We start from the raw sequence: 24,101 nt of genomic DNA, 5'->3' as shown, positions 1-24,101 counted from the left end.
AATTGGGGGTGCTACGCGTACCGGCGTTTGGGGGTTTAGGCGTCAAACATTCAAGGAGACCGACTATGTTGAAGAAGATCGTTGTGGCTGGCGCGGTGTCGCTGGGCGTCCTCGGTGCGGCTCTCTCCGCGTCCTCGGCCCAGGCTGCTGTAAAGCATCATCACCACCGCCATCATCACGTGGTCCATCATCACCATGTGGTGCATCACCATCATGTGATCCATCACCACAAGAAGAAGATGTGATCGCGAAGAAGATCTAATCGTGTCGGCTGCACCGCGCGCAAGCTGGTGATGCTTCGATAACCTCGCCCGGCCGGGCAACCGTGCCGGGTTTATCTTTGTCCGGCCACGGCCAGGTCGGCGCAGACCTGACGATCGCTTCCGCCCGCTGCGATGCGCCGTGCCGAACGCCATGGCGGAGCGATGAATCGGGCTGCCCAGGACACCCCGAGCATGGACAGAGCGTCCCTTCCTTGCTTTACCGGGTATGGCAGCCACCGGTCCGGGACAAGGGTGGATTCCGTGGCGTCGTCCCCTTCCCGCATCTGGCGTCGGCGGCTGTCCTGCTGATATAGGACACCATGCCACGCGCCGAAGTTGCAGAGGTCCGCGGCCTGATATTCCAATCCGGGGACGTTTCGCGTGACAATTCTGGACAGTCAGCCCGATAGCGGCGGCGACATCGATTCCCGCTATGCCTGGACGAGGCTCGCCCTGTCCGTCGTTCTCGGCACCATCGCCTGCGTCGGCACATGGTCCGTCGTCGTCGTCCTGCCGACGATCGAGGTCGAGTTCGACACCATCCGCGGCGGTGCGTCCCTCCCCTATACCTGCACCATGCTCGGCTTTGCGGCCGGCAGCGCGGTGATGGGGCGCCTCGCCGACCGCTTCTCCATCGTGGCGCCCATCTGCATCGGCGCCGTCCTTCTCTGCGCAGGCTATGTCCTCGCCGCCTTCTCCTCGGATATCTGGCAGTTCGCGCTCGTCCACGGGCTCTTCATCGGCGTCGGCTCGGCGTCGGGCTTCGCCCCCCTGATGTCCGACCTGTCGCATTGGTTCCGGAAGCGTCGCGCGCTCGCCGTCACCATCGCCGCCTCCGGCAGCTATGCCGCGGGCACGGTCTGGCCGCTCGTGGTCGAACATTTCCAGGTCTCGCAAGGCTGGCGGGCGACCTATGTGGGCATCGGCCTGTTCGTGCCGGCCGCCATGCTGCCGCTCGCCTTCCTGATGCGCCGCCGTCCGGTATCCGCGGCCATCGCCGAAGCGGAATCCACCACCCGGGAGGCACGCGTGAGCCTGGGGCTGTCGCCGCGGGCGCTGCAGGGGCTGCTGGTCGTCGCCGGTTTTGCCTGCTGCACGGCGATGTCGATGCCGCAGGTCCATCTCGTCGCCTATTGCGGCGACCTCGGCTACGGCGTGGCGATCGGCACGCAGATCCTCTCGCTGATGCTGGGCCTGGGTATCATCAGCCGCCTCGCCTCCGGCCTGGCTGCCGACAGGATCGGCGGCGGCCCGATGCTGCTGCTGGGATCGGCCATGCAGGCCGCCGCCCTCCTCCTCTATCTTTTCTTCAATTCCCTCTCGTCGCTCTATGTGATTTCGGGCCTGTTCGGCCTGTTCCAGGGCGGTATCGTCCCGATGTACGCCGTCATCATCCGGCAGTTCCTGCCGCCGCGGGAAGCCGGCGCGCGGATCGGCTTCGTCATCATGGCGACCATTCTCGGCATGGCCTTCGGCGGGCTGAGTTCCGGACTGATCTTCGACGCCTCGGGCTCCTACCGCCTGGCCTTCCTGCACGGCTTCCTGTGGAACTGCGTCAACCTCGCTTTGGTGGCATGGCTGATCCTGCGGCCGAGAGCGAAACCCCGCGCCGGCGAGGCAGCCTTCCGCTGAGTTTCGCGCCAGGCGGGCCGCCGCCTATCCCTGCGCCATGGCGCGGGCGAGCACCTCGAAGACACGCCCATCGCCGCATTGGGCGGCGTTGAAGCGCATGAAGCGGCCGGCACCGCGCGAGACACTGAAGACGTCGCCCGGCGCCAGCACCACGCCCTCGTCGAGGGCGCGCCGGGCGACCGGTCCCGAATCCAGGCCCTCAGGCAGCCGCATCCACAGGAACATGCCCGCCTCGGGTTCGACGAAGGGCGTGAGCCCGAGCGCCGTCAGCTGCTGCAGCGTCCGGGCCATCGCCCTGGCAAGACGGGGCCGCAGCGTATCGAGGTGGCGCCGATAGCTGCCGTCGGTGAGCAGCCGGAAGGTCGTCTGCGCCGCCATGTCGCTCGCCCCGAAGCTGGTGGCGAGGGCGAGATCGGTCAGCCCCTCGATCCAGTCGGCGCGCGCCACGACATAGCCGCAGCGCAGCGCCGCCGTCAGCGTCTTGGAGAAGCTGCCGAGATGGATCACCCGCTCGAGCCCGTCCAGCGCCGCCAGCCCCGGCGAAGGCCTCGCCTCGAAATCGGCGAAGATGTTGTCCTCGACCAGGATGAGGTCATGCCGTTCCGCCAGCTTCAGCAGGCGATGGGCGACACCCGCCCCCACGGTCGCACCGGTCGGGTTGTGGAGGACCGCCGTGGTCAGATAGAGCTTGGGCCGATGCTCGGCACAGAGCGCGGCGAAGCGCTCCAGGTCCGGCCCGTCCGGCGTGTAGGGAACGCCGATCGGCCTGGCGCGCTGGGCCTGCAGCATGGACTGGAAGTTGAAATAGCAGGGATCGTCGACAAGCACGGCGTCGCCCGGCTGCAGCAGGAAACGACAGACGAGGTCGATCGCCCGCGACCCGCTGTCGGTGAGCAGGATCGAGCCGGGCCCCGCATCGAGCCCGCGCTCGTCGAGACGGCGCGCCAGATGGTCCCGCAACGGGCGATAGCCCTGCGGCGTGCTGTAGCCGGTGAGGTTCGCGCCGGCATCCCGGGCGATGGCGCGCAGGCTGCGGCGGATCATGTCGCCGGGAAGCCAGTCGTCGGGAAGCCATCCGCAACCCGGCTGCAGCAGCCCGGCCTGCGCGGGATCCCGCCGTTCGAGCGACTGGCGCACGATCCATAACGGGTCGATGGCACGGTCCAGGCGCGGGCCGGCCTCGGCGAGCGCGAAGGGACGGACGCGCCCCGCCGCATAGAAGCCGGAGCCGGGCCTCGCCTCGACAGCGCCCTCGGCGACCAGCCTGTCATAGGCTTCGACGACGGTCGACTTCGACACGCCCTGCTGCTCCGCCAACCGGCGGATCGAGGGCAGCCTGGCGCCCGGCGCAGCGGCGGCCATCCGCCGGATCGCCGCCATCGCCACCTCGATCAGCGTGCCCCCCTCGACCTGCTGCAGCATCCGTCATCCTCCGTGGACCGGTACAGTTTGGACATATTGTACCGGCCCGTCCCTGTTGTCGCCAGTCCCGATATCCCATGGTCCGGCGCGAAAGACGGATTGAACGGACGGTGAAGCCATGGACGACAGAACCGCGGGCTGGATGAACGGATTTGCCGGCGTCGCCATCTTCTCCGGCTCCCTGCCGGCGACCCGCCTCGCCGTGCACGATCTCGATCCGCTCTTCCTCACCACGGCGCGCGCCGCCATCGCCGGCCTCGTCAGCATGGCCCTGCTGCTGATGCTCCGCCAGAAATGGCCGGCCCGCCCTCACCTCCTGCCGCTGGCGGTGGTCGCGCTCTGCGTGGTGGTCGGCTTCCCCCTGCTGACGGCGATCGCCCTGCAGAACGTGACGGCAGCGCGGGCGACGATCTTCATCGGGCTTCTGCCGCTCTCCACCGCCGTCTTCGGCGTGCTGCGCGGCGGCGACAGGCCGCGGCCGGGCTTCTGGCTGTTCTCCCTCGCCGGTGCGGCTCTCGTCGCCTTCTATGCGCTCGGACGGAACGGTTCGGGCAATTTCGTCGGTGACGCGTTGATGGCTGCGGCGATCGTGGTGTGCGGGCTCGGCTACGCCGAAGGCGCCAGGCTCTCGCGCGAACTCGGCGGCTGGCAGGTGATCTGCCTGGCGCTCGTCCTGGCGCTTCCCGTGATGCTGCCGCTCACCCTGGTGTGGCGGCCCGCCGGCCTCGCCGGGATCGGCTGGCCCTCGCTCGCCGGGCTCGCCTATGTCTCGCTGTTCTCGATGCTGATCGGCTTCGTCTTCTGGTATCGCGGCCTCGCCAAGGGCGGCATCGCCGCGGTCGGCCAGTTGCAGCTGCTCCAGCCTTTCCTGTCGCTCGCCCTGTCCGCCCTCCTGCTTGGAGAGCAGGTCGGCCTCGCGGTCTGGGGCGTCGCGGCCTGCGTCGTGCTCTGCGTCGCCGGCGCCCGGCGCCTCGCCTGAGAGGCCCCGCGGCAGCCCTGGGCACCGGCCCGCTGCGACGGATCGTCCCGATAAAGGGGTTGAACACCTGCCGCTCCCGGGTCCATAGGCTTCCGACATTATCGGTCCGCCAATGTGACGAGGAAAAGCGAGCATCATGAAGGCGCAGGAATTTCCGGTGCTTCTGCGCCGCCGTACGGCAACCACCGCCGGGGCCATCGTCCTCGGGCTCGTCGCGCTCGTCTTCGCCTGGACGGCGGACCAGGCCTCCCGGCTGTTCGAGATGCTGTTCGCTCAGGCGCCCTATGCGCCCTTGATCGTCACGCCCCTCGGCCTCGGCCTGATCGTCGCTTTCACCCGGCGCTATGCGCCGCAGGCCCGGGGATCCGGCATCCCGCAGGTCATCGCCGGATCGGACGAACCTGACCGGGCCGTCGGCGCAGGCCTCATCTCGATGAAGACGGCAGCGGTTAAATTCGTGCTGACGGTGATGGCGCTGCTGATCGGCACCTCGGTCGGCCGCGAGGGACCGACAGTTCAGATCAGCGCCGCGATCATGGCCTTCATGCACCGCATCCTGCGCATCGAGCTTTCTTCGGCCGTGGTCATCGCCGGCGGCGCAGCCGGCGTCTCAGCCGCCTTCAATACGCCGCTGGCAGGCGTCGCCTTCGCCATCGAGGAACTCGCCGCCTCCTATCATCAGCGCCTCGCACTGCTCGCCATGGCGGCGGTGATGATCTCCGGCCTCGTCAGCCTCGGCCTGGCCGGCGATTACGTCTATTTCGGCGCCATGCACGAAACCCTGCCGCTGAAGGGGTCGCTGATGGTCGCACCGCTGGCGGGCGTCGTAGGCGGTGTCGGCGGCGGCCTGTTCTCGCTCGCCGTGCTCTCCTTCGCCGGCACGGCGTGGGCACCCGTGGCCTTCCTGCGCCGGCGGCCGGTCCGCTTCGCGGTCCTGTGCGGCCTCCTCCTCGCGATCTGCGGCATCGTCACCGGCGGTGCGACATGGGGAGCGGGCTACGATACGGCGAAGGCCCTGGTCGAATCGCATCCCGAGCCCTTGTGGTTCGGCCCGGCGAAATTCTTCTCGACCCTGATCACCATGCTGAGCGGCACGCCCGGCGGCATCTTCGCCCCCACCCTCGCCACCGGTGCCGGCGTCGGCAACATGCTCGCGGCCTTGTTTCCCGGCCAGCCCCTGGGCGGCGTGGTCCTGCTCGGCATGATCGGCTATTTCGTCGGCGTCGTGCGGGCGCCGCTGACGGCCGTGCTGATCATCTCCGAGATGACCGACAGCCGTGCCATGGTGCTGCCGCTGCTCGCCACCGCCATCATCGCCGACGGGGTCTCCGCGCTGGTCTGCCGCGAGCGGCTCTACCATGCGCTGTCGAAGGCCTTCATCCTGCCGCAGCAGCACGCGCAGCGGGTCGAGACGGCCAAGGCCTGAGCCGGCCCCTCGCCGAATTGCGGCCAAGTACGCAGCCGACGGTAATTTCGGTGTTTTCCTTCAGCAATTTTTAAGCGGAGCCGCCTAGTTTCACCTCGACCTGGTCAGTTGCATTGTGTGAGCGTATCCATGACCGAGACTCTTCGCCCGCGGGTGAAATATGTAATTGGCCCGGACGGCAGTCCGTTGACCATCGCGGACCTGCCGCCTCCCGGCACCCAGCGCTGGGTCATCCGGCGCAAGGCAGAGGTGGTGGCGGCCGTTCGGGGAGGCCTTCTCAGCCTCGACGAAGCCTGCAGCCGCTATGTGCTGACGACGGAGGAATTCCTGAGCTGGCAGGCCTCGATCGACCGGCACGGGCTGGCGGGCCTGCGCACCACCCGCATCCAGCATTACCGCCAATAGGTCCGTTCGCGAATTTTCACGCCCTCCGGGAGACGGTTGAGAATTCGCGAGCGATCCGCCCGGCGCAGCGCCTTCTCTCTATGCGATGTGGCGCTGCCCCTCATCCCGGCCCTCTCCCCGCAAGCGGGGAGAAGGGGCGGCGGGCGCCGCGTTCCGAACCGACCCCTGTGGGGCACGATCCCCGGTTGGGCGAGATCGCATGCCGCAGATCTGTCTCGACGCCGAAGCCCCCTCGCCCCGCTTGCGGGGAGAGGAGAGAGGTGAGGGGCGGCGCAGCGGCCCAATGGCGATGGGCGAGGACCATTTCGGGCATGTGATCCGCTGCAAGGCTCAACCCCATTCACGCCTGTCTCAGAGGCCAGAGCGGCGGCGTGACCGAGCATTCCGGTCCACGCTGAAATCGAAACCCGATCGAGCAAACTCTTTCCGAACTACCTCAGATCCAGTAATCTCGGCGACCGCCTCCCGCCCTTGAGATAGATATACCGAAAGCCCTCATGCCGACCTGGGGAGCTTGGACGAAGGTCATCACCCAAACATAATAGACCGCCTATAGCGAATTCAAAATTCTCATCAAAACATCTTCTCCGCCTTCCACGCTCTCGTCCCCTGAAAAGCGGCTTATCTCTATATGCTCATCTTCAAATATATCTATTTCTATTCTTTCTCCGGGAATCGTAGCGGTAATCCGAATAGAGTCCGGACGCGTCCTTTCGATATAAAAATGAAGGCGGGCATCTTCGAGAAGACTGATCGTCTTGAAAATTGCGGATGACATACGACGCTCCCGGAAACCTGTCATTGTTCAAGAGGATGGCCAGCACTTCCTCCTGGCGCCGAGGGGGCAATTTTCCGTGACGCACGACACGTCCTGCAACGTGGCGCAGCCCCTCATCCTTACCTTCTCCCCGTGAGAACGGGGAGAAGGGGCGGCCGGCGTCGGGTTTCGAAACGGCAGAGCGAGTTTGCGGCCCGATAGCCTGCCGCGACGCCGAAGCCCCCTCGCCCCGCTTGCGGGAATAGGTAGAGGTGAGGGGCGGCGCAGCGGCCGGCATGCCGTCTGTGTCGGGCCTCTTCCTCGGCGAAACACAGCCCGCCACATGATTCGAACTTTGCGGATTTCGGCATAAGCCCTTCATCCTGAACGTGAATCCAAACCGGTTCACAATCAAAACGAAACACGCCTTTCGGCCGCGCCGGCCGGATTCGGGATTTCAGCGCGATGGCGTAAAGCCTTGTTGCCACATCGCTTTGCCGGAAAGCGGGATCCGCCTTGCCGCCGCTAGGCCCGCAATTCCCGCCTCAGGATCTTGCCCACATTGGATTTCGGCAGGTCGTCGCGGAACTCGACGAATTTCGGCACCTTGTATCCGGTGAGATGGGCCTTGCAGTGGCTGCGCACCATCTCCGCCGTGATCGCCGGGTCGCTGCGCACGACGAAGGCCTTGGGCGCCTCGCCCGCGGCACCGTCCGGCACGCCGATCACCGCCGCCTCCCGGATGCCGGGCAGCCGGGCGAGAACATCCTCGACCTCGTTGGGGAAGACGTTGAAGCCCGAGACCAGGATCATGTCCTTGCGGCGGTCGACGATGCGGAAATAGCCGTCCGGGTCCATGGTGGCGATGTCGCCGGTCAGGATCCAGTCCCCGCGCATCACCTTGGCGGTCTCGTCGCTGTAGCGCCAATAGCCGGCCATCACCTGCGCGCCCCGGACGGCGAGTTCGCCGGGCGTCCCCGCCGGCACCTCGTTGAAATCCTCGTCGACGCATTTGACGTCGGTGTCCGGGATCGGAATGCCGATCGTGCCGGGCCGGTAGGACCCGAGCGGGTTGAAGCAGACGACGGGCGAAGTCTCGGTCAGCCCGTATCCTTCGCCAAGCGGCACGCCGACGATCTTCGCCCACCGTTCCGCCACCGCCGCCTGCAGGGCCATGCCGCCGGCGACGCAGATCTTGAGATGCGGCTTCGGCAGGGCGACGAACCAGCTTTCGTTCAGCAGCCCGTTGAAGAGGGTGTTGACGCCGGTGATGAAGGAGATCGGATATTTCTCGAACACCTTCCGGAGATTGGCCAGCGGCCGCGGATTGGGCACCATGACGATATGGCCGCTGCGGGCGGCGAAGGTCAGGAAGTTCACCATGAACGCGAAGATATGGTAGAGCGGCAGCGCCGTGAGGATGGTGTCGTTCTGCGAGATCTTGCTGCCGGCGAAGGCCAGCACCTGCAGGACGTTCATGATCAGGTTGGCATGGGTGAGCATGGCCCCCTTGCTCACGCCGGTGGTGCCGCCGGTATATTGAAGGCATGCGACGGCGGAGGGATCGAGCCCGGCCGTGATGTCGGCGATCTTCAGGCCCCGCGCCAGGCGCGCGCGGCCCTGCGCCAGCGCCGTCGCGAGCCGGATATGGGGAAAGGCGGCCGGCGGAATTTCCTTGCGGATGCGCTTCTGTACGAAGCCGATGACCGTGCGCGGGACGACCGGGAAGAATTCGGCGGCGCTGACGAGGACGACATGCGGCACCGGCGTCACCGTCAGGACGGCCTCGGTGCGCTTGGCGAACATGTCGATCACGACAAGGGCCGAAATCTCGGCGTCCGCGAACACCGCCGCGGTCTCCTCGGCGACATAGAGGGGATTGACGTTGACGAGCGTGCAGCCGGCCTTGAACACCCCGAAGGCCACCACGGGATAAGCCAGGCCGTTGGGGGCCTGGATCGCCACCCGCGAGCCGGGGGCAAGCCGCAATTCCCCGCTGAGATAGGCGGCGAACTGGTCCGAGAGCCGGTCGACCTCGCCATAGGTGAGGGACCCCGCCATGCCGTTGGGCATGACGCAGGTAAAGGCCACCTTGTCGGGCGTACGCCGCGCCGCCTGGGTCGCAATATCGCCGAGCAGCCGATACGGCACCTCCTCGACATGCGGCTTCATCTCGCCGCTATAGGATGCCAGCCATGGTTTGCTGGTGGCTGACACGACCGCTGCCATGATTCCTCCCGGGAACGCCTGTACACGGCCATCATGCGCCTTTTGCCAAGTCGGGCAAGCGAGGAGATGCCGCGGCCCGGATGGCCGGGCATCGACCCTGCCCGCGCAAAGGCGCGAGTGGAAGGGCGATCACCGATCGCCCTTTTCGCAAACGGAGAGCCAACCGAAAAGGAGGAGGTCGATCGGTGATCGACCCTCCCATCGCGTGGCCCACTCGCCGCGGGAAGGCTCGGAGGGGCACACTACCCCATCTTCACCATGACATGGCGCACCACCGTGTAGTCCTCGAGCGCATACATCGACAGGTCCTTGCCGTAGCCCGAGGACTTGACGCCGCCATGCGGCATCTCGTTGGTGAGCATGAAGTGGCAGTTCACCCAGGTGCAGCCATATTGCAGCCGGGAGGCCGTCTGCATCCCCTTCGAGACGTCGCGCGTCCACACCGACGAGGCGAGCCCGTAGTCGGAATCATTGGCCCAGGCCACCGCCTGGTCGACATCGTCGAAGCGCGTCACCGAAACCACCGGGCCGAACACCTCGCGGCGCACGATCTCGTCCGATTGCAGCGCCCCGGCGACCACGGTCGGCTCGTAGAAGAAGCCCCTGCCCGGTTCCTGATGGCCGCCGGCGGTGACATGGATGTGCTTGTGTTCGGTCGCCCGCTCGACGAAGGAGGCGACGCGCGAACGCTGGCGGGCCGAGATCAGCGGGCCGATATCGTTGTCGTCGTCGTTGGGCTGGTTGTATTTGAGGCTCTTCACCGCGGCGGACAGGTCGGCGACGAGATTGTCGTAGACCTTGCTGCCGGCATAGATCCGGCAGGCGGCCGTGCAGTCCTGCCCGGCATTGTAATAGCCGAAGACCTTCACGCCCTCGACCACCGCATCGATGTCGGCGTCGTCGAAGACGATCACCGGCGCCTTGCCGCCCAGTTCCAGATGGGTGCGCTTGATCGTCCTTGAGGCGGCCTGCAGCACCTTCTTGCCGGTGGCGACGTCGCCCGTCAGCGACACCATCGCCACCTTCGGATGGTTGATCAGGGCGTTGCCGACGCTCTCGCCGCGCCCCACCACCACATTGACCACTCCCTCGGGGAAGATCTCCGCGATCAGGGTCGCCAGCTTGAGCATGGTGAGCGGCGTCTGCTCCGAGGGCTTGATCACGATGGTATTGCCGCCGGCGAGCGCGGGGGCGAGCTTCCAGGCCGCCATCATCAGTGGATAGTTCCACGGCGCGATCGAGCCGACCACGCCGATCGGGTCGCGCCGGATCATCGAGGTGTGTCCGGGCAGATATTCGCCGGCCGCCAGGCCGTGCATGTTGCGCACCGCCCCGGCGAAGAAGCGGAAGCAGTCGACGATGGTGGGGATCTCGTCCTGCAGCACGCGGATACGCGGCTTGCCGCAATTGAGGGCCTCCAGCGTGGCGAAGCCCTCGGCTTCCTTCTCGATCGCGTCGGCGAGCTTGAGCAGCAGGGCCGAGCGTTCGCCGGGCGTCGTGCGGGACCACGCGGCGAAGGCCTTGTCGGCGGCCTCCACCGCAGCGTCCACCTGCTCGACCGAGGCCTCCGGCAAATCGATCAGCGTTTCCTCGGTCTTGGGATTGAGCACTTTTTCAGGCGATTCCGTCCCGGTGATGAACCGGGATCCGATCAGCATCTTGGTGTCGAGCATGGCGAGCACTCCCTCTCTGGTTGCTATTTGCCGGAACCGGCGATGTTCTCGCCCTCGCGCGTCAGGTAATAGGCGGCGAGGATGGGCAGAGCCGTCACCAGGATGACGATGACGGCGACGACGTTGGTGACCGGGCGCTGGCGAGGCCGGATCAACTCGCCCAGCATCCAGATCGGCAGGGTCTGCTGCTGCCCGGCGGTGAAGGTGGTGACGATCACCTCGTCGAAGGACAGGGCGAAGGCCAGCATGCCGCCGGCGAGCAGGGCCGTGCCGATCGACGGCAGCACGACATGGCGGAACGTCTGGAAGCCGTCCGCCCCGAGGTCCATGGAAGCCTCGACCAGCGAGGGCGACAGGCGCCGGAAACGGGCCACGGCATTGTTGTAGACGACGACGATGCAGAACGTGGCGTGGCCGAGCACGATGGTCCAATAGGAGAAGGGAATCTCGACGAGGCTGAAGGCCGAACGCAGGGCGATGCCGGTGATGATGCCCGGCAGGGCGATCGGCAGGATCAGCAGCAGGGAGATCGCCTCGCGCCCGAAGAAGCGGCTGCGCGACAGGGCCGCCGCCGCCAGCGTGCCGAGGACGAGGGCGACCGCGGTCGACGCCAGGCCGACCCGCACCGACAGGCCGAGCGCGGCCCACACATCCGGCCGGTTCCAGGCCACGGCGAACCATTTCAGCGTATAGCCGGGCGGCGGGAACTGGTAGCTGCGCTCCTCGCTGGTAAAGGCGTAGAGGATGATGAACAGCAGCGGCAGATGCAGGAACACCAGGCCGGCGCCGGCGGCTATGCGCAGGGCAAGGGGCGAGCGGCTCGTCATGGGTGCTCCCGATCACAGCGCATCGAAGGCCCCCATGCGCTTGGCCGCGGCGAGGAACAGCCCCATGATCACCACCGGCACCACCGAGAAGGCGGCAGCGAGCGGGATGTTTCCGGCCGTACCCTGCTGGGTGTAGACGACCTGGCCGAGGATCAGCGAGGACGGCCCGACGATCTGCGGCACGATGTAGTCGCCCAGCGTCAGCGAGAAGGTGAAGATCGCGCCGGCGACGACGCCGGGAAAGGCGAGCGGGAGGATGACGCGCCGAAAGGTCTGGCGCGGGCTCGCCCCGAGGTCGCCGGAGGCCTCGATCAGCGACACCGGCACCCGTTCGAGCGCCGCCTGCACGGGCAGGATCATGAAGGGCGTCCACAGATAGAGGAACACCAGCACCATGCCGGTATAGCTCACCGACAGCGAAGGGCCGCCGACGAGCGGCGCGGCGAGCCATGCATCGAGCAGGCCGGCGAGGCCGAGCCGCTCCATCACCCAGCCGACGACGCCCTCCTTCGCCAGCAGCAGCTTCCAGGCATAGACCTTGACGAGATAGCTCGACCACAGCGGCATCATCACCGCCAGGTAGAAGACGGCCTTGAGGCGTCCCCGTGCATAGCGGGCGGCGTAGTAGGCGATCGGAAAGGCGATCAGCGCCGACAGCAGCGTCACGATCGCCGAGACCAGCACCGTGCGCTCGATGATGTCCAGATTGGCCGGCGAGAGCAGTTCGCCATAGGTCTTGAGCGTCGGCTCGCGGATGATGGTGCCGGAGAATTCGTCGATCGAGAAGAAGCTCTGGGCGAGAAGCGCGAACAGCGAGCCGAGATAGACGATGCCGAGCCACAGGAGCGGCGGCACCAGCAGCAGCATGAGGTAGAGCCCCCGCCGGGCGACCAGCACGTCGGACAGGTGCCGCAGGATGCTCTCCCGCGGCGCGGCGGGCACGGCCACCGTCATCACGGGCCCTCCATGACATGGAGCGCGCGGCGCGAAAAGCTCGCCCGGACCGGCGCGCCGGACGCATCCGCCGCCGCGAACGCGGCGGCGACCGTCGCCAGCAGCCTGCCGCCGCCCTCGGTTGCGATCTCCACGCGGTTGACCGCGCCATGATAGAGCACCTGGGCGACGGTGCCCGTCAGCGTGATCGCATCGGCTGCCGGCGAGGCGCCTTCGGCCAGCAGCGCGATCTTTTCCGGCCGCAGGCTCGCCGGCCGGTCGATGCCGGTCCAGGCCTTGACCTGCGCCGGCTCGATGATGTTGGAGCTTCCGACGAAATCAGCGACGAAGCGGGTGCGTGGCCGTTCATAGATGTCCTGCGGGCTCGCGACCTGCACGATGCGGCCCTCGTTGAACACGGCGACGCGGTCGGCCATCGACAGCGCCTCGCTCTGGTCATGGGTGACGAAGACGAAGGAGAGCCCGAGCGAGCGCTGGAGCGATTTCAGCTCGCTCTGCATCTCCTCGCGCAGCTTGAGGTCGAGCGCGCCGAGCGGCTCGTCGAGCAGGAGGACCTTGGGCCGCACCACCAGGGCCCGCGCGAGGGCGACGCGCTGGCGCTGCCCGCCCGAGAGCTGGCCGGGCCGGCGCTGCTCCATGCCGGAGAGCTTGACCATGGCCAGCGCCTCCCGGCCCTGCCGGTGGCGCTCGGCCTTGCCGATGCCGCGTATCATCAGGCCGTAGCAGACATTGTCGAGGATATTGAAATGCGGGAACAGCGCATAATCCTGGAAGACGGTGTTCACCGGCCGGCGATAGGCGGGAACGCCCTCAGCGGTCTCGCCGAAGATCTCGATATGCCCCGCCGTCGGCTGCTCGAAGCCGGCGATCAGGCGCAGGCACGTCGTCTTGCCCGAGCCGGAAGGGCCGAGCATGGCGAAGAACTCGCCGGGGGCGATGTCGAGATCGACACCGTCGACGGCCCGAACGGCACCGAAATGGCGCTCGACGCCGCGAAAGGAGACGGCCGCGGCCGAAAGGGGGAAGGAAGAAGGCATGGAAGCTTCCTGGGAGCGCGGGCGTCCCGCCCATATGCGCTAACTTAACTTAGCCGGGTGCAATGCTCGGGTCTCCCTTCCCCCTTGCGGGGAAGGGATGGGGGTCGAGACATAGTCTCGACCGATCACCGATCGCCCTTCTTGGAAACGCCGAGACTGCCGGAAAGGAAGAGGTCGATCGGTGATCGACCCTCCAATCACGGGCCGAAGTCAGCGCATAGGCGCGAGACGCCCGCTCTCAGGGTATCCTACCGGCCGCCGAGGACGGCGATATAGTCGGTGACCCAGCGGTAATAGGGCACGCAGGTCCCCTGCGTCGTGCATTTGGCGATCGGCGTCTTCCAGAAGCGGATCTTGGAGAAATTGTCGTAGCCGTTGGTCTGGCAGCCGGTGTCGGTCAGGAGCTTGGACGCCTTGCAGGCAGCGGGAACCGAGGGCAGCGAGCCGAACCAGGCGGCGACATCGCCCTGGACCTGCGGCTCGAGCGAATGTTCGAGCCACATATAGGCGCAATTCGGATGCGCCGCATCCGCCGCCATCATGGTGGTGTCGGCCCAGCCCGTCGCGCCCTCCTGGGGAATGGTGGAGGCGACCGGCTTCTTGTCGGACTGCAGCAGATTGACCTGGAACGGCCAGGAGCCGGAGGCGACGACGCCTTCGTTCTTGAAGTCGTCGACCTGCACATTGGCATCGTGCCAGTAGCGCTGGATCAGCGCATGCTGCTGGCGCAGGAGTTCCAGAGCCGCCTTGTACTGGTCCTCGTTGAGTTCATAGGGATCCTTGATGCCGAGCTCCGGCTTCTTGCTCATCAGGTAGAGCGCGGCATCGGCGATGTAGATGGCCCCGTCATAGGCCTGGACACGGCCCTTGTTGGATTTGCCGTCCGGCAGCTTCTGCTCCTCGAAGACCACGCTCCAGCTCTTGGGCGCTTCCTTGAACACGTCTGTGTTGTACATCAGGACGTTGGGGCCCCACTGGTAGGGCACGCCGTAATGCTTGCCGCCGACGGTGTGCCACGGCGCGTTCTGAAGCCGTTCGTCCACCGTCTTCCAGCTCGGGATGAGCGCGGTGTCGATCTCCTGCACCCGCTTGCCGGCGACGAGGCGCAGCGAGGCGTCGCCCGATGCGGTGACGAGGTCGTAGCCGCCCTCGTTCATCAGCGCGACCATCTCGTCCGAGGTGCTCGCAGTCTTCACATTGACCTTGCAGCTCGTCTTCTTCTCGAAATCGGTGACCCAGTCATAATTCTTGTCGGTGTCGCCGCGCTCGATATAGCCGGGCCAGGCGACGATATCGACTTCCCCCTCACCCTTGCCGAGATCCTTGGCGAGGGCCGGTACCGCCAATGCCGCAACGCCCGCGAGCATGACGATCAGTTTCAGCTTCGACATGATGTTCCCCCTGTTTGCCGTCGGGCGGATGCTGCAGAGTCGCGACGAGGACCACCTTCGCTCGGCTGACGCGCAGCATGACTCGACCTCGTGCGCGACGCCACATCATTCGAGAGATTGGCGGTATCGGAAAATCCGATAGGTACGAGGACAAATCGCTTCCCGGGAGCGCGGGCGTCCCGCCCATAAGCGCTAACTTAACTTAGACGAGCATAACGCTCGGGTCTCCCTTCCCCCTTGCGGGGAAGGGTAAGGGATGGGGGTCGAGACATAGTCTCGACCGATGAGATTGCCGTCCCGACCCCCACCCTTCTATTCCCTCCCCACAAGGGGGAGGGGGTCCCAAATGTCACGTTTATCAATCTAAAGTTAGCGCATATGGGCGTCACGCCCGCTCTCGGAAACGCCGCAACTGCCGGGAGAGGCGCGACTTTGGAAGGGCGATCACCAGATCGGCCTTCCTGGAAACGCAGAGCTTGCGACGCGGGAAGAGGTCGATCGGTGATCGCTCTCCCCACCCCGTGGCAACCATGCCGCCTCTTGCGGGCGGGACGCCCGCGCCCCCGGGAGGTCAGCGCCCTCGGCCTGCGCGGTAGGTGCGGGCCACCGCCACGAACTGGGCGGCGATCGGGTCCAGAGGCGAGCCGCGGCGCCAGCCGATCACCACCTCCACCGGCGGCAGGATCTCGGCGAGGTCGCGCGCTTCGATCTTGTCGCCCTCGAGCGACCAGGGCCGGTAGGTCAAATCGGGCAGGATCGCCACGCCGGCGCCGGTCGCGACAAGGCTCCGCGCGGCCTCGACCGAGCGGGTGCGGATCGCCACCGGCGGGCGGACGCCGGCGCGCCGCCACGCATATTCGGCCGCCTGCGCGATCTCGTCCAGCGCCAGCAGCACGAAGGGCTCGTCGGCGAGCTGCGCCACGCCGACCCGGTCGGCCTCGGCGAGGCGATGGCCGATCGGCAGCCAGAGCCGGTAGGGCGAAGCCTCCATGGTCTCGACCTGCAGCGCCGGTGCGGTCTTCTCCACGCCGGCCACCATCACCGCCACATCGAGCTCGCCCCCGACCAGGAGATGGTCGAGATAGTCGCGGCCGTCCTCGACGATCTCGACGACCACATGCGGGAAGGCCCGGCGGAAGCGGGCGAGAAGGTCGGGCAGCACGTAGCTCGCCACCAGCGGCGTGACCCCGAGCGCCAGCCTTCCCTCGACCGGAGCCGCCTCGCTGCGCAGCGCCCGGCGCGCATCGGCGATCTCCGACAGGATCTTGCGCGCATGGCGCAGGAATTGATGGCCCTTCAGCGTCAGTTCGACGCCGTGGGCCCGCCGGTCGAACAGGCTGAAGCCGAGATCGCCTTCAAGCTCGCGGATCGCCTCCGTCACCGTCGATTGCGAGATCGACAGCACATGCGAGGCGCGCGACACCGCGCCGTTTTCAGCGACGGCGACGAAATACTGGATTTGGCGGAATGAAAAGGCCATGACGGGCGGGAGCATAGGCAATCGCAGGCGCGACTGCCATCCGGCTCGGTTCACGCTTCGCCAGTTCAAGCAAGCGCTCCTCCCTTCGTCCCATCGGAGAAGGCAAAATCAGCGGCGCGTCGTGACGGACAATTCGGACATCATCATCGTCGGCTCGGGACCGGCCGGGCTCATCGCCGCGGAAATGCTGGCTAAGGCGGGGCACCGGGTCTCGATCCATGAGCGCCTGGCCTCCCCGGCGCGCAAATTCCTGATGGCCGGGCGCGGCGGCCTCAACCTCACCCACGGCGAGGACATGGCCGCCTTCCTTCCCCGCTACGGCCCGGCACGCGCCGCGCTGGAACCGGCCCTCGCGGCCTTTCCTCCCGAGGCCCTCCGGCAATGGGCCGAGGATCTCGGGCAGAAGACCTTCGTGGGGTCGAGCGGGCGCGTCTTTCCCGAGGGCTTCAAGGCCTCGCCTCTCCTGCGGGCCTGGCTCGGACGGCTCGCCGGCCTCGGCGTCACGCTGCACAGCCGCCATCTGTGGACCGGCTGGGACGAGGACGGCGCGCTGACCTTCACCGGCCCGGACGGCGCCACGCTCCGGCGACGTCCCGCCGCGACGCTGCTCGCGCTCGGCGGCGCGTCCTGGCCGCGGCTCGGGTCGGACGGCGGCTGGGTGCCGCTGCTGCGCAAGCGCGGCATCGACATCACGCCGCTCGTCGCCGCCAACAGCGGCGTCGAGATCGCCTGGAGCCCGTTCTTCCGCGACAAGTTCGCCGGCGAGCCGCTCAAGCGCATCGCCCTCACCGTCGGCAGCGAGAAGACGCGCGGCGAGGCGATGATCACGGCGCAGGGCCTCGAAGGCGGCGCGGTCTACGCGCTGTCCCGGCCGATCCGGGACTTCATCGCTTTGCAGGGCCAGGCCAAGCTGCGGATCGATCTCAAGCCCGATCTCACCCAGGGCGCCGTCGCCGCAGCCCTGAGGGCGCCGCGCGGCAGCCACTCCCTCGCCAACCATCTGCGCAAGACGCTGAAACTGCCGCCCGCCGCCATCAGCCTGCTGCGCGAGGCCAGCGGCGCCCACGGGCCGTCGGAGCCCGAGGCGCTCGCGCGGCTGATCAAGCAGGTGCCGCTGATCGCGACGGGGCAGAGCGGCCTGGAGCGCGCCATCTCGACGGCGGGCGGCATCGCCCTCTCCGCGCTCGACGAAGGCTACATGCTGCGCGATCATCCCGGCCTGTTCGCGGCCGGCGAGATGCTCGACTGGGAGGCCCCGACCGGCGGCTACCTCCTCCAGGCCTGCTTCGCCACCGGCGTCGCCGCGGCGAAGGGCATCGATGCCTGGCTGGCGAGCCGGCCGTAGCCGCCCCGCCCGGTCACGCCGCGGCGCGCCGAAGGGTCCGGCGGTAGAGGTCGAGCAGGGCCGGCCCGTCGACGCCGGTGCAGACGGCATGCGAAGGGCGGCCGTCCCAGGCGCCCGGCGGAAAGCCGAAACGATCCGGCTTCTGGATCGTCTGGCCGAACGCCAGCCCATCGCGGACCACGCGGATCGCTCCCCTCCGCGTCTCGAACAGATGCGGGGCCACGAGATAGATGGCCGCCGAGGAATCGTGCACGGAGATGCCATCGAGCCCCTTCCGGCGGTAGAAAGCCTCGTAGAAGCGCGAGATGTCCCAGATGAAGCGGCCGACGTCGCCGGCCTCCGCCGCGAGGTCCCGCAGATAGTCGGTCGTCATCAGCACTTCGTGGGTGACGTCGAGGCCGATGGCGGTGATCGGCCAGTCCGCCGCGAAGATCTCGTCCGCGGCCAGGGGGTCGCCATGGATATTGGCCTCGGCTGCCGGCGTGACGTTGCCGCCATGGCCGTTGTGGCCGAAGGCACCGCCCATGATCACCACGGCCTTGACCAGGCCGGCGATGCCGGGGTCCTCGCGCAGGGCCAGCGCCAGATTGGTCATCCGCCCGACCGCGAGCAGGGTGATCTCGCCGGGATGACGGCGCACCGTCTCGATGATGAAGCGATGGGCCGGTTGGTCGATCGGCTGCAGCGCCACGGTCTCGGGCAGGTCGATCCCGCCGAGACCGTTCTCGCCATGGACGAAGGCGGCGTGATGCGCCTCCTCTCCCGACAGGGGACCGGCCGCGCCGCGCGCGATCGGGGCATCGATGCCGAAACGCTCCGCCAGATAGAGCGCATTGCGGGTGGTGGTCTCGACCGGCGCATTGCCATGCCCGGTGGTGATGCCGACGAGTTCGATATCGGGCGAATAATGCAGAAAGAACAGCGCCATGGCGTCGTCGACGCCGGGATCGGTGTCGTAGATGATCTTATGGGAAGGCATTCGGGCACCAGAAACGGAAAAGTGACGGAAAACCCGTCGTCTGCGCTCCCGCCCCGCCAATGTCAATCGGCCTCCATTCTCGACAGTACAGGCTGGAATCTCTATAAACTATTGAAAACAAAAGGTTTTTTATTGCCGGATCCGCGTCCGTGTGCTGATATGGTGGCCCAGTCTCACAATGCCGGGGCCTTGAACCCCGCGGATTGAAGGATCGACCCATGCCGCTTCCCACCCCCGAGCAGACCCGTCCCGTCGGCTATCATGTCGACGCTCCCGCGGAAAACCTGCTCTTCACCGTCTATCGCTGCTGGATGGCCGGCTATGCCACCGGCGACGTCGCCTGCTGGGACATCGCCTGGGAGGCGCTCGCCCGCGAGATGCCGGCCGACAACGCCAAGCCGCTCTTCGGGGAATTCCATCATTTCGCCCGCACCTTGCGCGAGACGGCGCCCGACGGGATCCATTGGCGCCCCGCCGCCTGCCGGGCCCTGTGCCGCGACGAATGCTTCGTCCTCGCCATGGTCGATGCGGCGCAGCGCAACGACCGGGTGCAGCTTCTGAAAGCGGCGTCGCACCTCCTCGGGGCCGAGGGCCTGCATCCGGCGCTCGACGCGACGATGGCGCTCGCCAGGGCGCTGGCCCGCGCCGGCCTGTTCATCGCGCCGGTCAGCGCCGGTGCCCTCGACGTCATGACGCGCATGAGGCCGCCATCGGCGACGACCCATTGAGGGGCGGGCGCAGCTCGCAGCACGCCGCCCGCGCCTGTGCTATAGGCTCGGTCTCTCCTTCCCGAGTCGCCCATGCCGCATCCCGTCCGGACCTTCGAACACCTGACCATCCCCATGCCGGACGGCGTCAGGCTGGCCGCGCGGCTCTGGCTGCCGGACGGTGCCGAGGCCCAGCCGGTCCCAGCCGTCCTCGAATATATCCCCTACCGCAAGCGGGACGGCACGCGCTCGCGCGACGAAGCCATGCATGGCTGGTTCGCCGCGCGCGGCTATGCCGCCATCCGTGTCGACCTGCGCGGCTCGGGCGACAGCGAGGGCCTGCTGGAGGACGAATATCTGCTGCTCGAACAGGAGGATGCCTGCGCGGCGATCGCATGGATCGCGGCCCAGCCCTGGTGCGACGGCAAGGTCGGCATGATCGGCAAGAGCTGGGGCGGCTTCAATGCGCTGCAGGTCGCCGCGCACCGCCCGCCGGCCCTGAAGGCGGTGATCAGCGTCTGCTCGACCGACGACCGCTATGCCGACGACGTGCATTTCATGGGCGGCGCCCTGCTGTCCGACAATCTGTGGTGGGGGTCGGCGATGATGGCCTGGCAGGCCCTGCCGCCGACGCCGTCGCTCCATGGCGAGGGGTGGCGCGAGGCCTGGCGGCAGCGGCTCGACCGCCTCCCCTTCTTTCCGGCGATCTGGGCGTCGCACCCGTGCCGCGACGCCTATTGGGCGCAGGGCTCGGTCTGCGAGGACTGGTCGCGCATCGCCGTGCCCGTCTTCGCCGTGGGCGGATGGGCGGACGCCTATTCCAATGCCGTGCCGCGCCTGCTCGAACATCTGCCCGGCCCCCGCCTCGGCCTGATCGGGCCATGGGCGCACCATTATCCCCACGAAGGCGAGCCCGGCCCCGCCATCGGCTTCCTGCAGGAAGCGCTGCGCTGGTGGGACCACTGGCTCAAGGGCCGTGACACCGGCATCATGGCCGAGCCGATGCTGCGGGCCTACATGCAGGAACGCGGGACAGGCGGATGCGAGCGCGCCGGGCGCTGGGTGGGCGAATCCTCCTGGCCTTCCCGCCTCGTCACGCGCCGGCCGATGTTCCTTTCGCCCGGGCAGCTGTGGTGGCGGCCGGCTCCCTCGGCCGATCTCGCCATCCGCTCGCCGCTGTGGTGCGGCTCCGCCGCCGGCGAATGGATGAGCTCGCACCTGCCCGGCGAAGCGCCGGCCGACCAGCGCCTCGACGACGGCCTGTCGCTGGTGTTCGATTCCAAGGAGCTCGCCGACCGCACCGAAATCCTCGGCGCGCCGGAACTGGTGCTGGAACTCGCCTCGGACGCCCCGACGGCGCAGATCTGCGTGCGCCTCAACGACGTCGCGCCGGACGGCTCGTCCGAGCGCGTCTCCTACGCCATCCTCGACCTCACCCATCGCGCCGGCCACGCGGCACCCGAGCCGCTGACGCCCGGCCGCTTCGAGACGGTGCGCATCCGCCTCAACGACTGCGCCCACGCCTTCGCCGCGGGCAATCGCATCCGCCTGGCGATCTCCACCTCGGCCTGGCCGACCACCTGGCCGGCGCAGGACCAGGCGACGCTCACCATCCGCACCGGCGAAGCCGCGATGATCCTGCCCGTGCGCCGCCCCCGCCGGGAGGATGCCGCGCTGCGCTTCGAGCCCGTCGAGACGGCGCCGGTCGACGCGGCGACGGCCGGGGACACCGATACGCGCCGGCATTTCGGCCTCGACCTCGTCGCCGGCACCGCCCATCTCGTGGCGGAGGGGGACGCGTTCGGTGCCGCGCCGCTGCGATTCGAGGCGATCGACACCGCCTTCTCGCACCGGTTCCGCCGCGAATTCTCGATCCGCGACGGCGAGCCGGACAGCGCCTTCCAGGCGGTGACGCATCGCTGCGTGCTGGCATGCGACGGCTTCGAATTCCGCGTCGAGGCGGAGGCCCGGATGACCTCGACGCGCGAGGCGTTCGAGTTGACGGCCGCCATGCGCGCCTTCCAGGACGGGGCTGTGGTCTCAGAGCGCCATTTTCGCGAGACGATCTCCCGCCAGCCGGCATGATCGCTCGGCGCGGCCCTCTCAGGCCTGCGGCGCCCCGCCGGCATGCAGTCTCAGGCGCAGGTGGAAGCAGGCACCCTTTCCGCCGTCGACGAACTCTATCGTCGAGCCGCTTCCCGCCAGCAGCGAGCGGGCGATCGGCAGGCCGAGGCCGGTGCCTCCTTCGCTGCGCCTCGTGGTGAAGAAGGGCTCGAACAGCCGCTCGCGATCGGCGACCGCGACGCCTGGCCCGTCATCGGCGAGCACGAGGACGAGAAAGTCCTGTTCCCGCTGCGCCGAGATCACCATGGTCCGGGCGCCCGCCTGGCCGCTGTTCTCGATCAGCGTGGCCAGCACCGCTTCGAGCACCGCCGCCGGCACGCGGACCGCCGGCAGCGGCGTCTCGTAGCGCAGTTCGACGGCGAAGTCCGGATCGCGCAGCGCATCGGCGATGCGCCGGACAGCACCGTCGACCTCGGTCGGCACGACGTCGCCGCCGGTGGCCATGTCGGCCCGCGCAAGCTCCAGGAGCCGCGCCACCAGCCGCGACAGGCGGGCGGCGTCGCCCTCGGCATTGGCGATGAAATGGTGCCGCTCCTGCGGGCTCATGCTGTCGCCATGCTCGTCGAGGAGTTCCAGCGCGCCGCGTATGCCGGTGAGCGGCGTCTTGAATTCATGGCTCATCGCAGCGGCGAAATCGCGCAGATAGCGCGAGCGCAGGTCGATCTGCGCCGCCATGCGGCGGAAATTGTCGAAGAGGGCGCGGATCTCCACCGTCGCCGTCGCGGGCGTCGGCGGCACCTCGCTGCCGCCCCGCCCGACATGGGCGCTCGCCTGCGTCAGCAACTCGATCGGCCTCGAAATGGCGCGCGAAAGCAGGCCGGCGAGGCCCAGGATGATGATGAAGATGACGCCGATCGCCAGCGCGATCTTGCCGAGGTCGTCATAGACGCCGCGGAACAAGGCCCGCGGCGAGCGCGACAACAGGAGCACGCCAACCGTTCTCTCGCCGATCTTGATCGGCCGGGCATAATGCACGCGGATGGCGGAGGCCCGGCTCAGCACCTCGAAGGCATAGCGCGGGACGTAATCGCCCCGCCGCCGCAGCACCGATTGCGACCGTCCCTCCATGGCCGACCGCACCTCCGGCAGGAAAGCGTAGCTCTTGCCCTGGAGCGGCCCGGCGGACAGCACGATTCCCTGGGAATCGAGCACCAGCGCATTGGCGAGGGTGCTGCGCCGGGTCTCCGCGATCAGCGGGGCGATCGCCTTGGCGGCGGCGAGCGCCTGGGGGTCGGGCTGACCCGGCCCATCGACGGGAGGCGGGCGCTGCGGCAGGATCGGCATGGTGTTGAGGTCGATGCTGAGGGCGTCGGGCGTGAAATAATGCGCCGGCGCGTCGTCGTCTCCTTCCTCATCGTCGGGCGGCGGCGCGGCCGGTGCCGGCCAGGCGAGACCGAAGGCCGCGTCATAGGCGGCGCCCTGCGCGATCAGTTCCGCCTCGGTCTGGCGGACGAGGACATTCTCGTAGACCCGCAGGAAGATCGCGCCGAAGCCGGGCATGAAGGCGGTGAAGAGCAGGACGCCGATCAGGATGGAGCGCAGGCGAAGGGCGGGCCAGCGCGCCTTGACGGCGTCCTTGATCGCTGTGATCAAGCGGCCCTGCCGGCGCAGGGGCCGATGCGATAGCCGATGCCCGCCCGCGTCTCGATGACGTCTTCGGCGCCGACCGCGACGAATTTCTGGCGGATATGCCGGATATGGCTGTCGATGGTGCGATCGGTGATGGCAAAGCCGGGACCGTGCAGCCGATCGATGATCTCGTCACGCGAGAAGACCTTCGAGGGCGTCGCCGCCAGGATCTGCAGCAGCTGGAATTCCTTTGCCGTCAGGCCGACGTCCCGCCCGTCCCACTGGACGTGCCAGCCTTCGGCGTCGAGATGCAGCAGGCCGCGCGCCAATGCGCGGACCGCCGCCGCCGTCGCCGGCTTCGGCCCTGCCCGCTTGAGGATGGCGCCGACCCGCGCCACCACCTCGCGCGGCGAGAACGGCTTGACCACGTAATCATCCGCGCCCAGTTCCAGGCCGAGGATGCGGTCGATCTCGTCGTCGCGGGAGGACAGGAACAGCACGGGCACCTCGGCGCCGGAGGCCCTGAGGCGCCGGCAGACTTCGAGCCCGTCCATGCGCGGCATGTTGATGTCGAGGATGACGAGGTCCGGCCGCCCGGAAAGGACGCCGGCGAGCCCCTCCTCGCCGTCGCCGGCCTCCTGCGTCGCCATGCCCGCCTTCGCCAGTGCGAACGCCAGCAATTCGCGGATATGCGGGTCGTCGTCGACGATGAGGACTGTGCGGGACATGGCGGATGATTGTCATTTCGGGACTGGCGTGTCAAAGCGGCGACCGCCATCGGCGATCGCGGCGATCCTGCCGGGGCGCCGTCCAGCCTCGATCCAGATCCCGTGCCCGATCCATGTCGCCACCGTGCAGAACCGGTGCAGCCGTCCGGCATCGCGGCACGACGCCCAGCCGCG

The 24,101-nt window shown here is 67.9% G+C and carries 20 protein-coding genes; 8 read left to right on the top strand and 12 right to left on the bottom strand.

All coding sequences use genetic code 11. The features are described from left to right. Positions 1-65: 65 nt before the first annotated feature. Both J3R73_RS05110 and J3R73_RS05105 read left to right on the top strand, forming a co-directional pair. Entirely contained in the window at positions 66-245 is a 180-nt protein-coding gene (locus tag J3R73_RS05110) for a hypothetical protein (RefSeq protein ID WP_307423237.1), read from the top strand. Positions 246-644: 399 nt separating this feature from the next. Beyond that, a complete protein-coding gene (locus J3R73_RS05105; RefSeq protein WP_307423235.1) occupies positions 645-1,895 on the top strand; it encodes an MFS transporter in 1,251 nt (416 codons plus the stop codon). Between the two features lie 24 nt (positions 1,896-1,919). Here the strand turns inward: J3R73_RS05105 and J3R73_RS05100 are convergent, their stop codons facing one another. Further along, entirely contained in the window at positions 1,920-3,317 is a 1,398-nt protein-coding gene (locus tag J3R73_RS05100) for an aminotransferase-like domain-containing protein (RefSeq protein WP_307423232.1), read from the bottom strand. 118 nt (positions 3,318-3,435) lie between these two features. Here J3R73_RS05100 and J3R73_RS05095 point away from each other — a divergent pair, with 118 nt between their 5' ends. The 3 genes from J3R73_RS05095 (at position 3,436) to sciP (ending at position 6,127) form a co-directional block, all read left to right on the top strand. Then, positions 3,436-4,296 (top strand): DMT family transporter, encoded by an 861-nt coding sequence (locus tag J3R73_RS05095; protein WP_307423230.1) that lies wholly within the window; start codon positions 3,436-3,438, stop codon positions 4,294-4,296. A 136-nt stretch (positions 4,297-4,432) separates the two neighbouring features. After that, positions 4,433-5,722: a chloride channel protein gene (locus J3R73_RS05090; protein WP_307423227.1), complete on the top strand. Its 1,290-nt coding sequence runs from the start codon at positions 4,433-4,435 to the stop codon at positions 5,720-5,722. 129 nt (positions 5,723-5,851) lie between these two features. Then, positions 5,852-6,127, top strand: coding sequence for a CtrA inhibitor SciP (gene sciP, locus J3R73_RS05085; RefSeq protein ID WP_307423224.1), 276 nt, complete (start codon positions 5,852-5,854; stop codon positions 6,125-6,127). A 550-nt stretch (positions 6,128-6,677) separates the two neighbouring features. Here sciP and J3R73_RS05080 read toward each other — a convergent pair. The 8 genes from J3R73_RS05080 to J3R73_RS05045 all read right to left on the bottom strand — a co-directional run bounded on the left by J3R73_RS05080 (position 6,678) and on the right by J3R73_RS05045 (position 16,475). Continuing rightward, positions 6,678-6,905: a hypothetical protein gene (locus J3R73_RS05080; protein WP_307423222.1), complete on the bottom strand. Its 228-nt coding sequence runs from the start codon at positions 6,903-6,905 to the stop codon at positions 6,678-6,680. A gap of 504 nt (positions 6,906-7,409) precedes the next feature. Further along, positions 7,410-9,113, bottom strand: coding sequence for an AMP-binding protein (locus J3R73_RS05075; protein ID WP_307423219.1), 1,704 nt, complete (start codon positions 9,111-9,113; stop codon positions 7,410-7,412). A 242-nt stretch (positions 9,114-9,355) separates the two neighbouring features. Then, entirely contained in the window at positions 9,356-10,786 is a 1,431-nt protein-coding gene (locus J3R73_RS05070) for a gamma-aminobutyraldehyde dehydrogenase (protein ID WP_307423216.1), read from the bottom strand. Between the two features lie 23 nt (positions 10,787-10,809). After that, a complete protein-coding gene (locus J3R73_RS05065) occupies positions 10,810-11,613 on the bottom strand; it encodes an ABC transporter permease (protein WP_307423213.1) in 804 nt (267 codons plus the stop codon). Positions 11,614-11,625: 12 nt separating this feature from the next. Continuing rightward, a complete protein-coding gene (locus tag J3R73_RS05060; protein WP_307423210.1) occupies positions 11,626-12,567 on the bottom strand; it encodes an ABC transporter permease in 942 nt (313 codons plus the stop codon). After that, positions 12,567-13,604: an ABC transporter ATP-binding protein gene (locus J3R73_RS05055; protein WP_307423207.1), complete on the bottom strand. Its 1,038-nt coding sequence runs from the start codon at positions 13,602-13,604 to the stop codon at positions 12,567-12,569. Before J3R73_RS05055 ends, J3R73_RS05060 begins: the two co-directional genes overlap by 1 nt. Positions 13,605-13,852: 248 nt before the next feature. Continuing rightward, positions 13,853-14,971: an ABC transporter substrate-binding protein gene (locus tag J3R73_RS05050; protein WP_307437110.1), complete on the bottom strand. Its 1,119-nt coding sequence runs from the start codon at positions 14,969-14,971 to the stop codon at positions 13,853-13,855. 595 nt (positions 14,972-15,566) lie between these two features. Further along, the gene (locus J3R73_RS05045; RefSeq protein ID WP_307423203.1) at positions 15,567-16,475 is read right to left on the bottom strand and encodes a LysR substrate-binding domain-containing protein; all 909 of its coding nucleotides are present in this window, start codon (positions 16,473-16,475) and stop codon (positions 15,567-15,569) included. A gap of 121 nt (positions 16,476-16,596) precedes the next feature. Between J3R73_RS05045 and J3R73_RS05040 the strand changes: the two genes are divergently transcribed. Further along, positions 16,597-17,820, top strand: coding sequence for a BaiN/RdsA family NAD(P)/FAD-dependent oxidoreductase (locus J3R73_RS05040; RefSeq protein WP_307423200.1), 1,224 nt, complete (start codon positions 16,597-16,599; stop codon positions 17,818-17,820). A 13-nt stretch (positions 17,821-17,833) separates the two neighbouring features. Here the strand turns inward: J3R73_RS05040 and J3R73_RS05035 are convergent, their stop codons facing one another. Beyond that, positions 17,834-18,799 carry a nucleoside hydrolase gene (locus J3R73_RS05035; RefSeq protein WP_307423197.1) on the bottom strand — a complete coding sequence of 322 codons (966 nt, stop codon included), beginning with the start codon at positions 18,797-18,799 and terminating at the stop codon, positions 17,834-17,836. A 218-nt stretch (positions 18,800-19,017) separates the two neighbouring features. Between J3R73_RS05035 and J3R73_RS05030 the strand changes: the two genes are divergently transcribed. Continuing rightward, a complete protein-coding gene (locus J3R73_RS05030) occupies positions 19,018-19,527 on the top strand; it encodes a hypothetical protein (RefSeq protein WP_307423194.1) in 510 nt (169 codons plus the stop codon). 72 nt (positions 19,528-19,599) lie between these two features. Further along, complete coding sequence (locus J3R73_RS05025) at positions 19,600-21,591, top strand: CocE/NonD family hydrolase (RefSeq protein WP_307423190.1); 1,992 nt, start codon at positions 19,600-19,602, stop codon at positions 21,589-21,591. Between the two features lie 18 nt (positions 21,592-21,609). On the opposite strand, the gene J3R73_RS05020 is transcribed toward J3R73_RS05025, so the two are convergent. Continuing rightward, positions 21,610-23,223, bottom strand: coding sequence for a sensor histidine kinase (locus tag J3R73_RS05020; protein WP_307423188.1), 1,614 nt, complete (start codon positions 23,221-23,223; stop codon positions 21,610-21,612). Beyond that, entirely contained in the window at positions 23,220-23,927 is a 708-nt protein-coding gene (locus tag J3R73_RS05015; protein ID WP_307423185.1) for a response regulator transcription factor, read from the bottom strand. Before J3R73_RS05015 ends, J3R73_RS05020 begins: the two co-directional genes overlap by 4 nt. Positions 23,928-24,101 lie beyond the last annotated feature (174 nt).

The sequence above is a fragment of the Labrys monachus genome (assembly GCF_030814655.1).
Lineage (GTDB): Bacteria > Pseudomonadota > Alphaproteobacteria > Rhizobiales > Labraceae > Labrys > Labrys monacha.
This window is presented reverse-complemented; position numbering and strand designations above follow the sequence as displayed.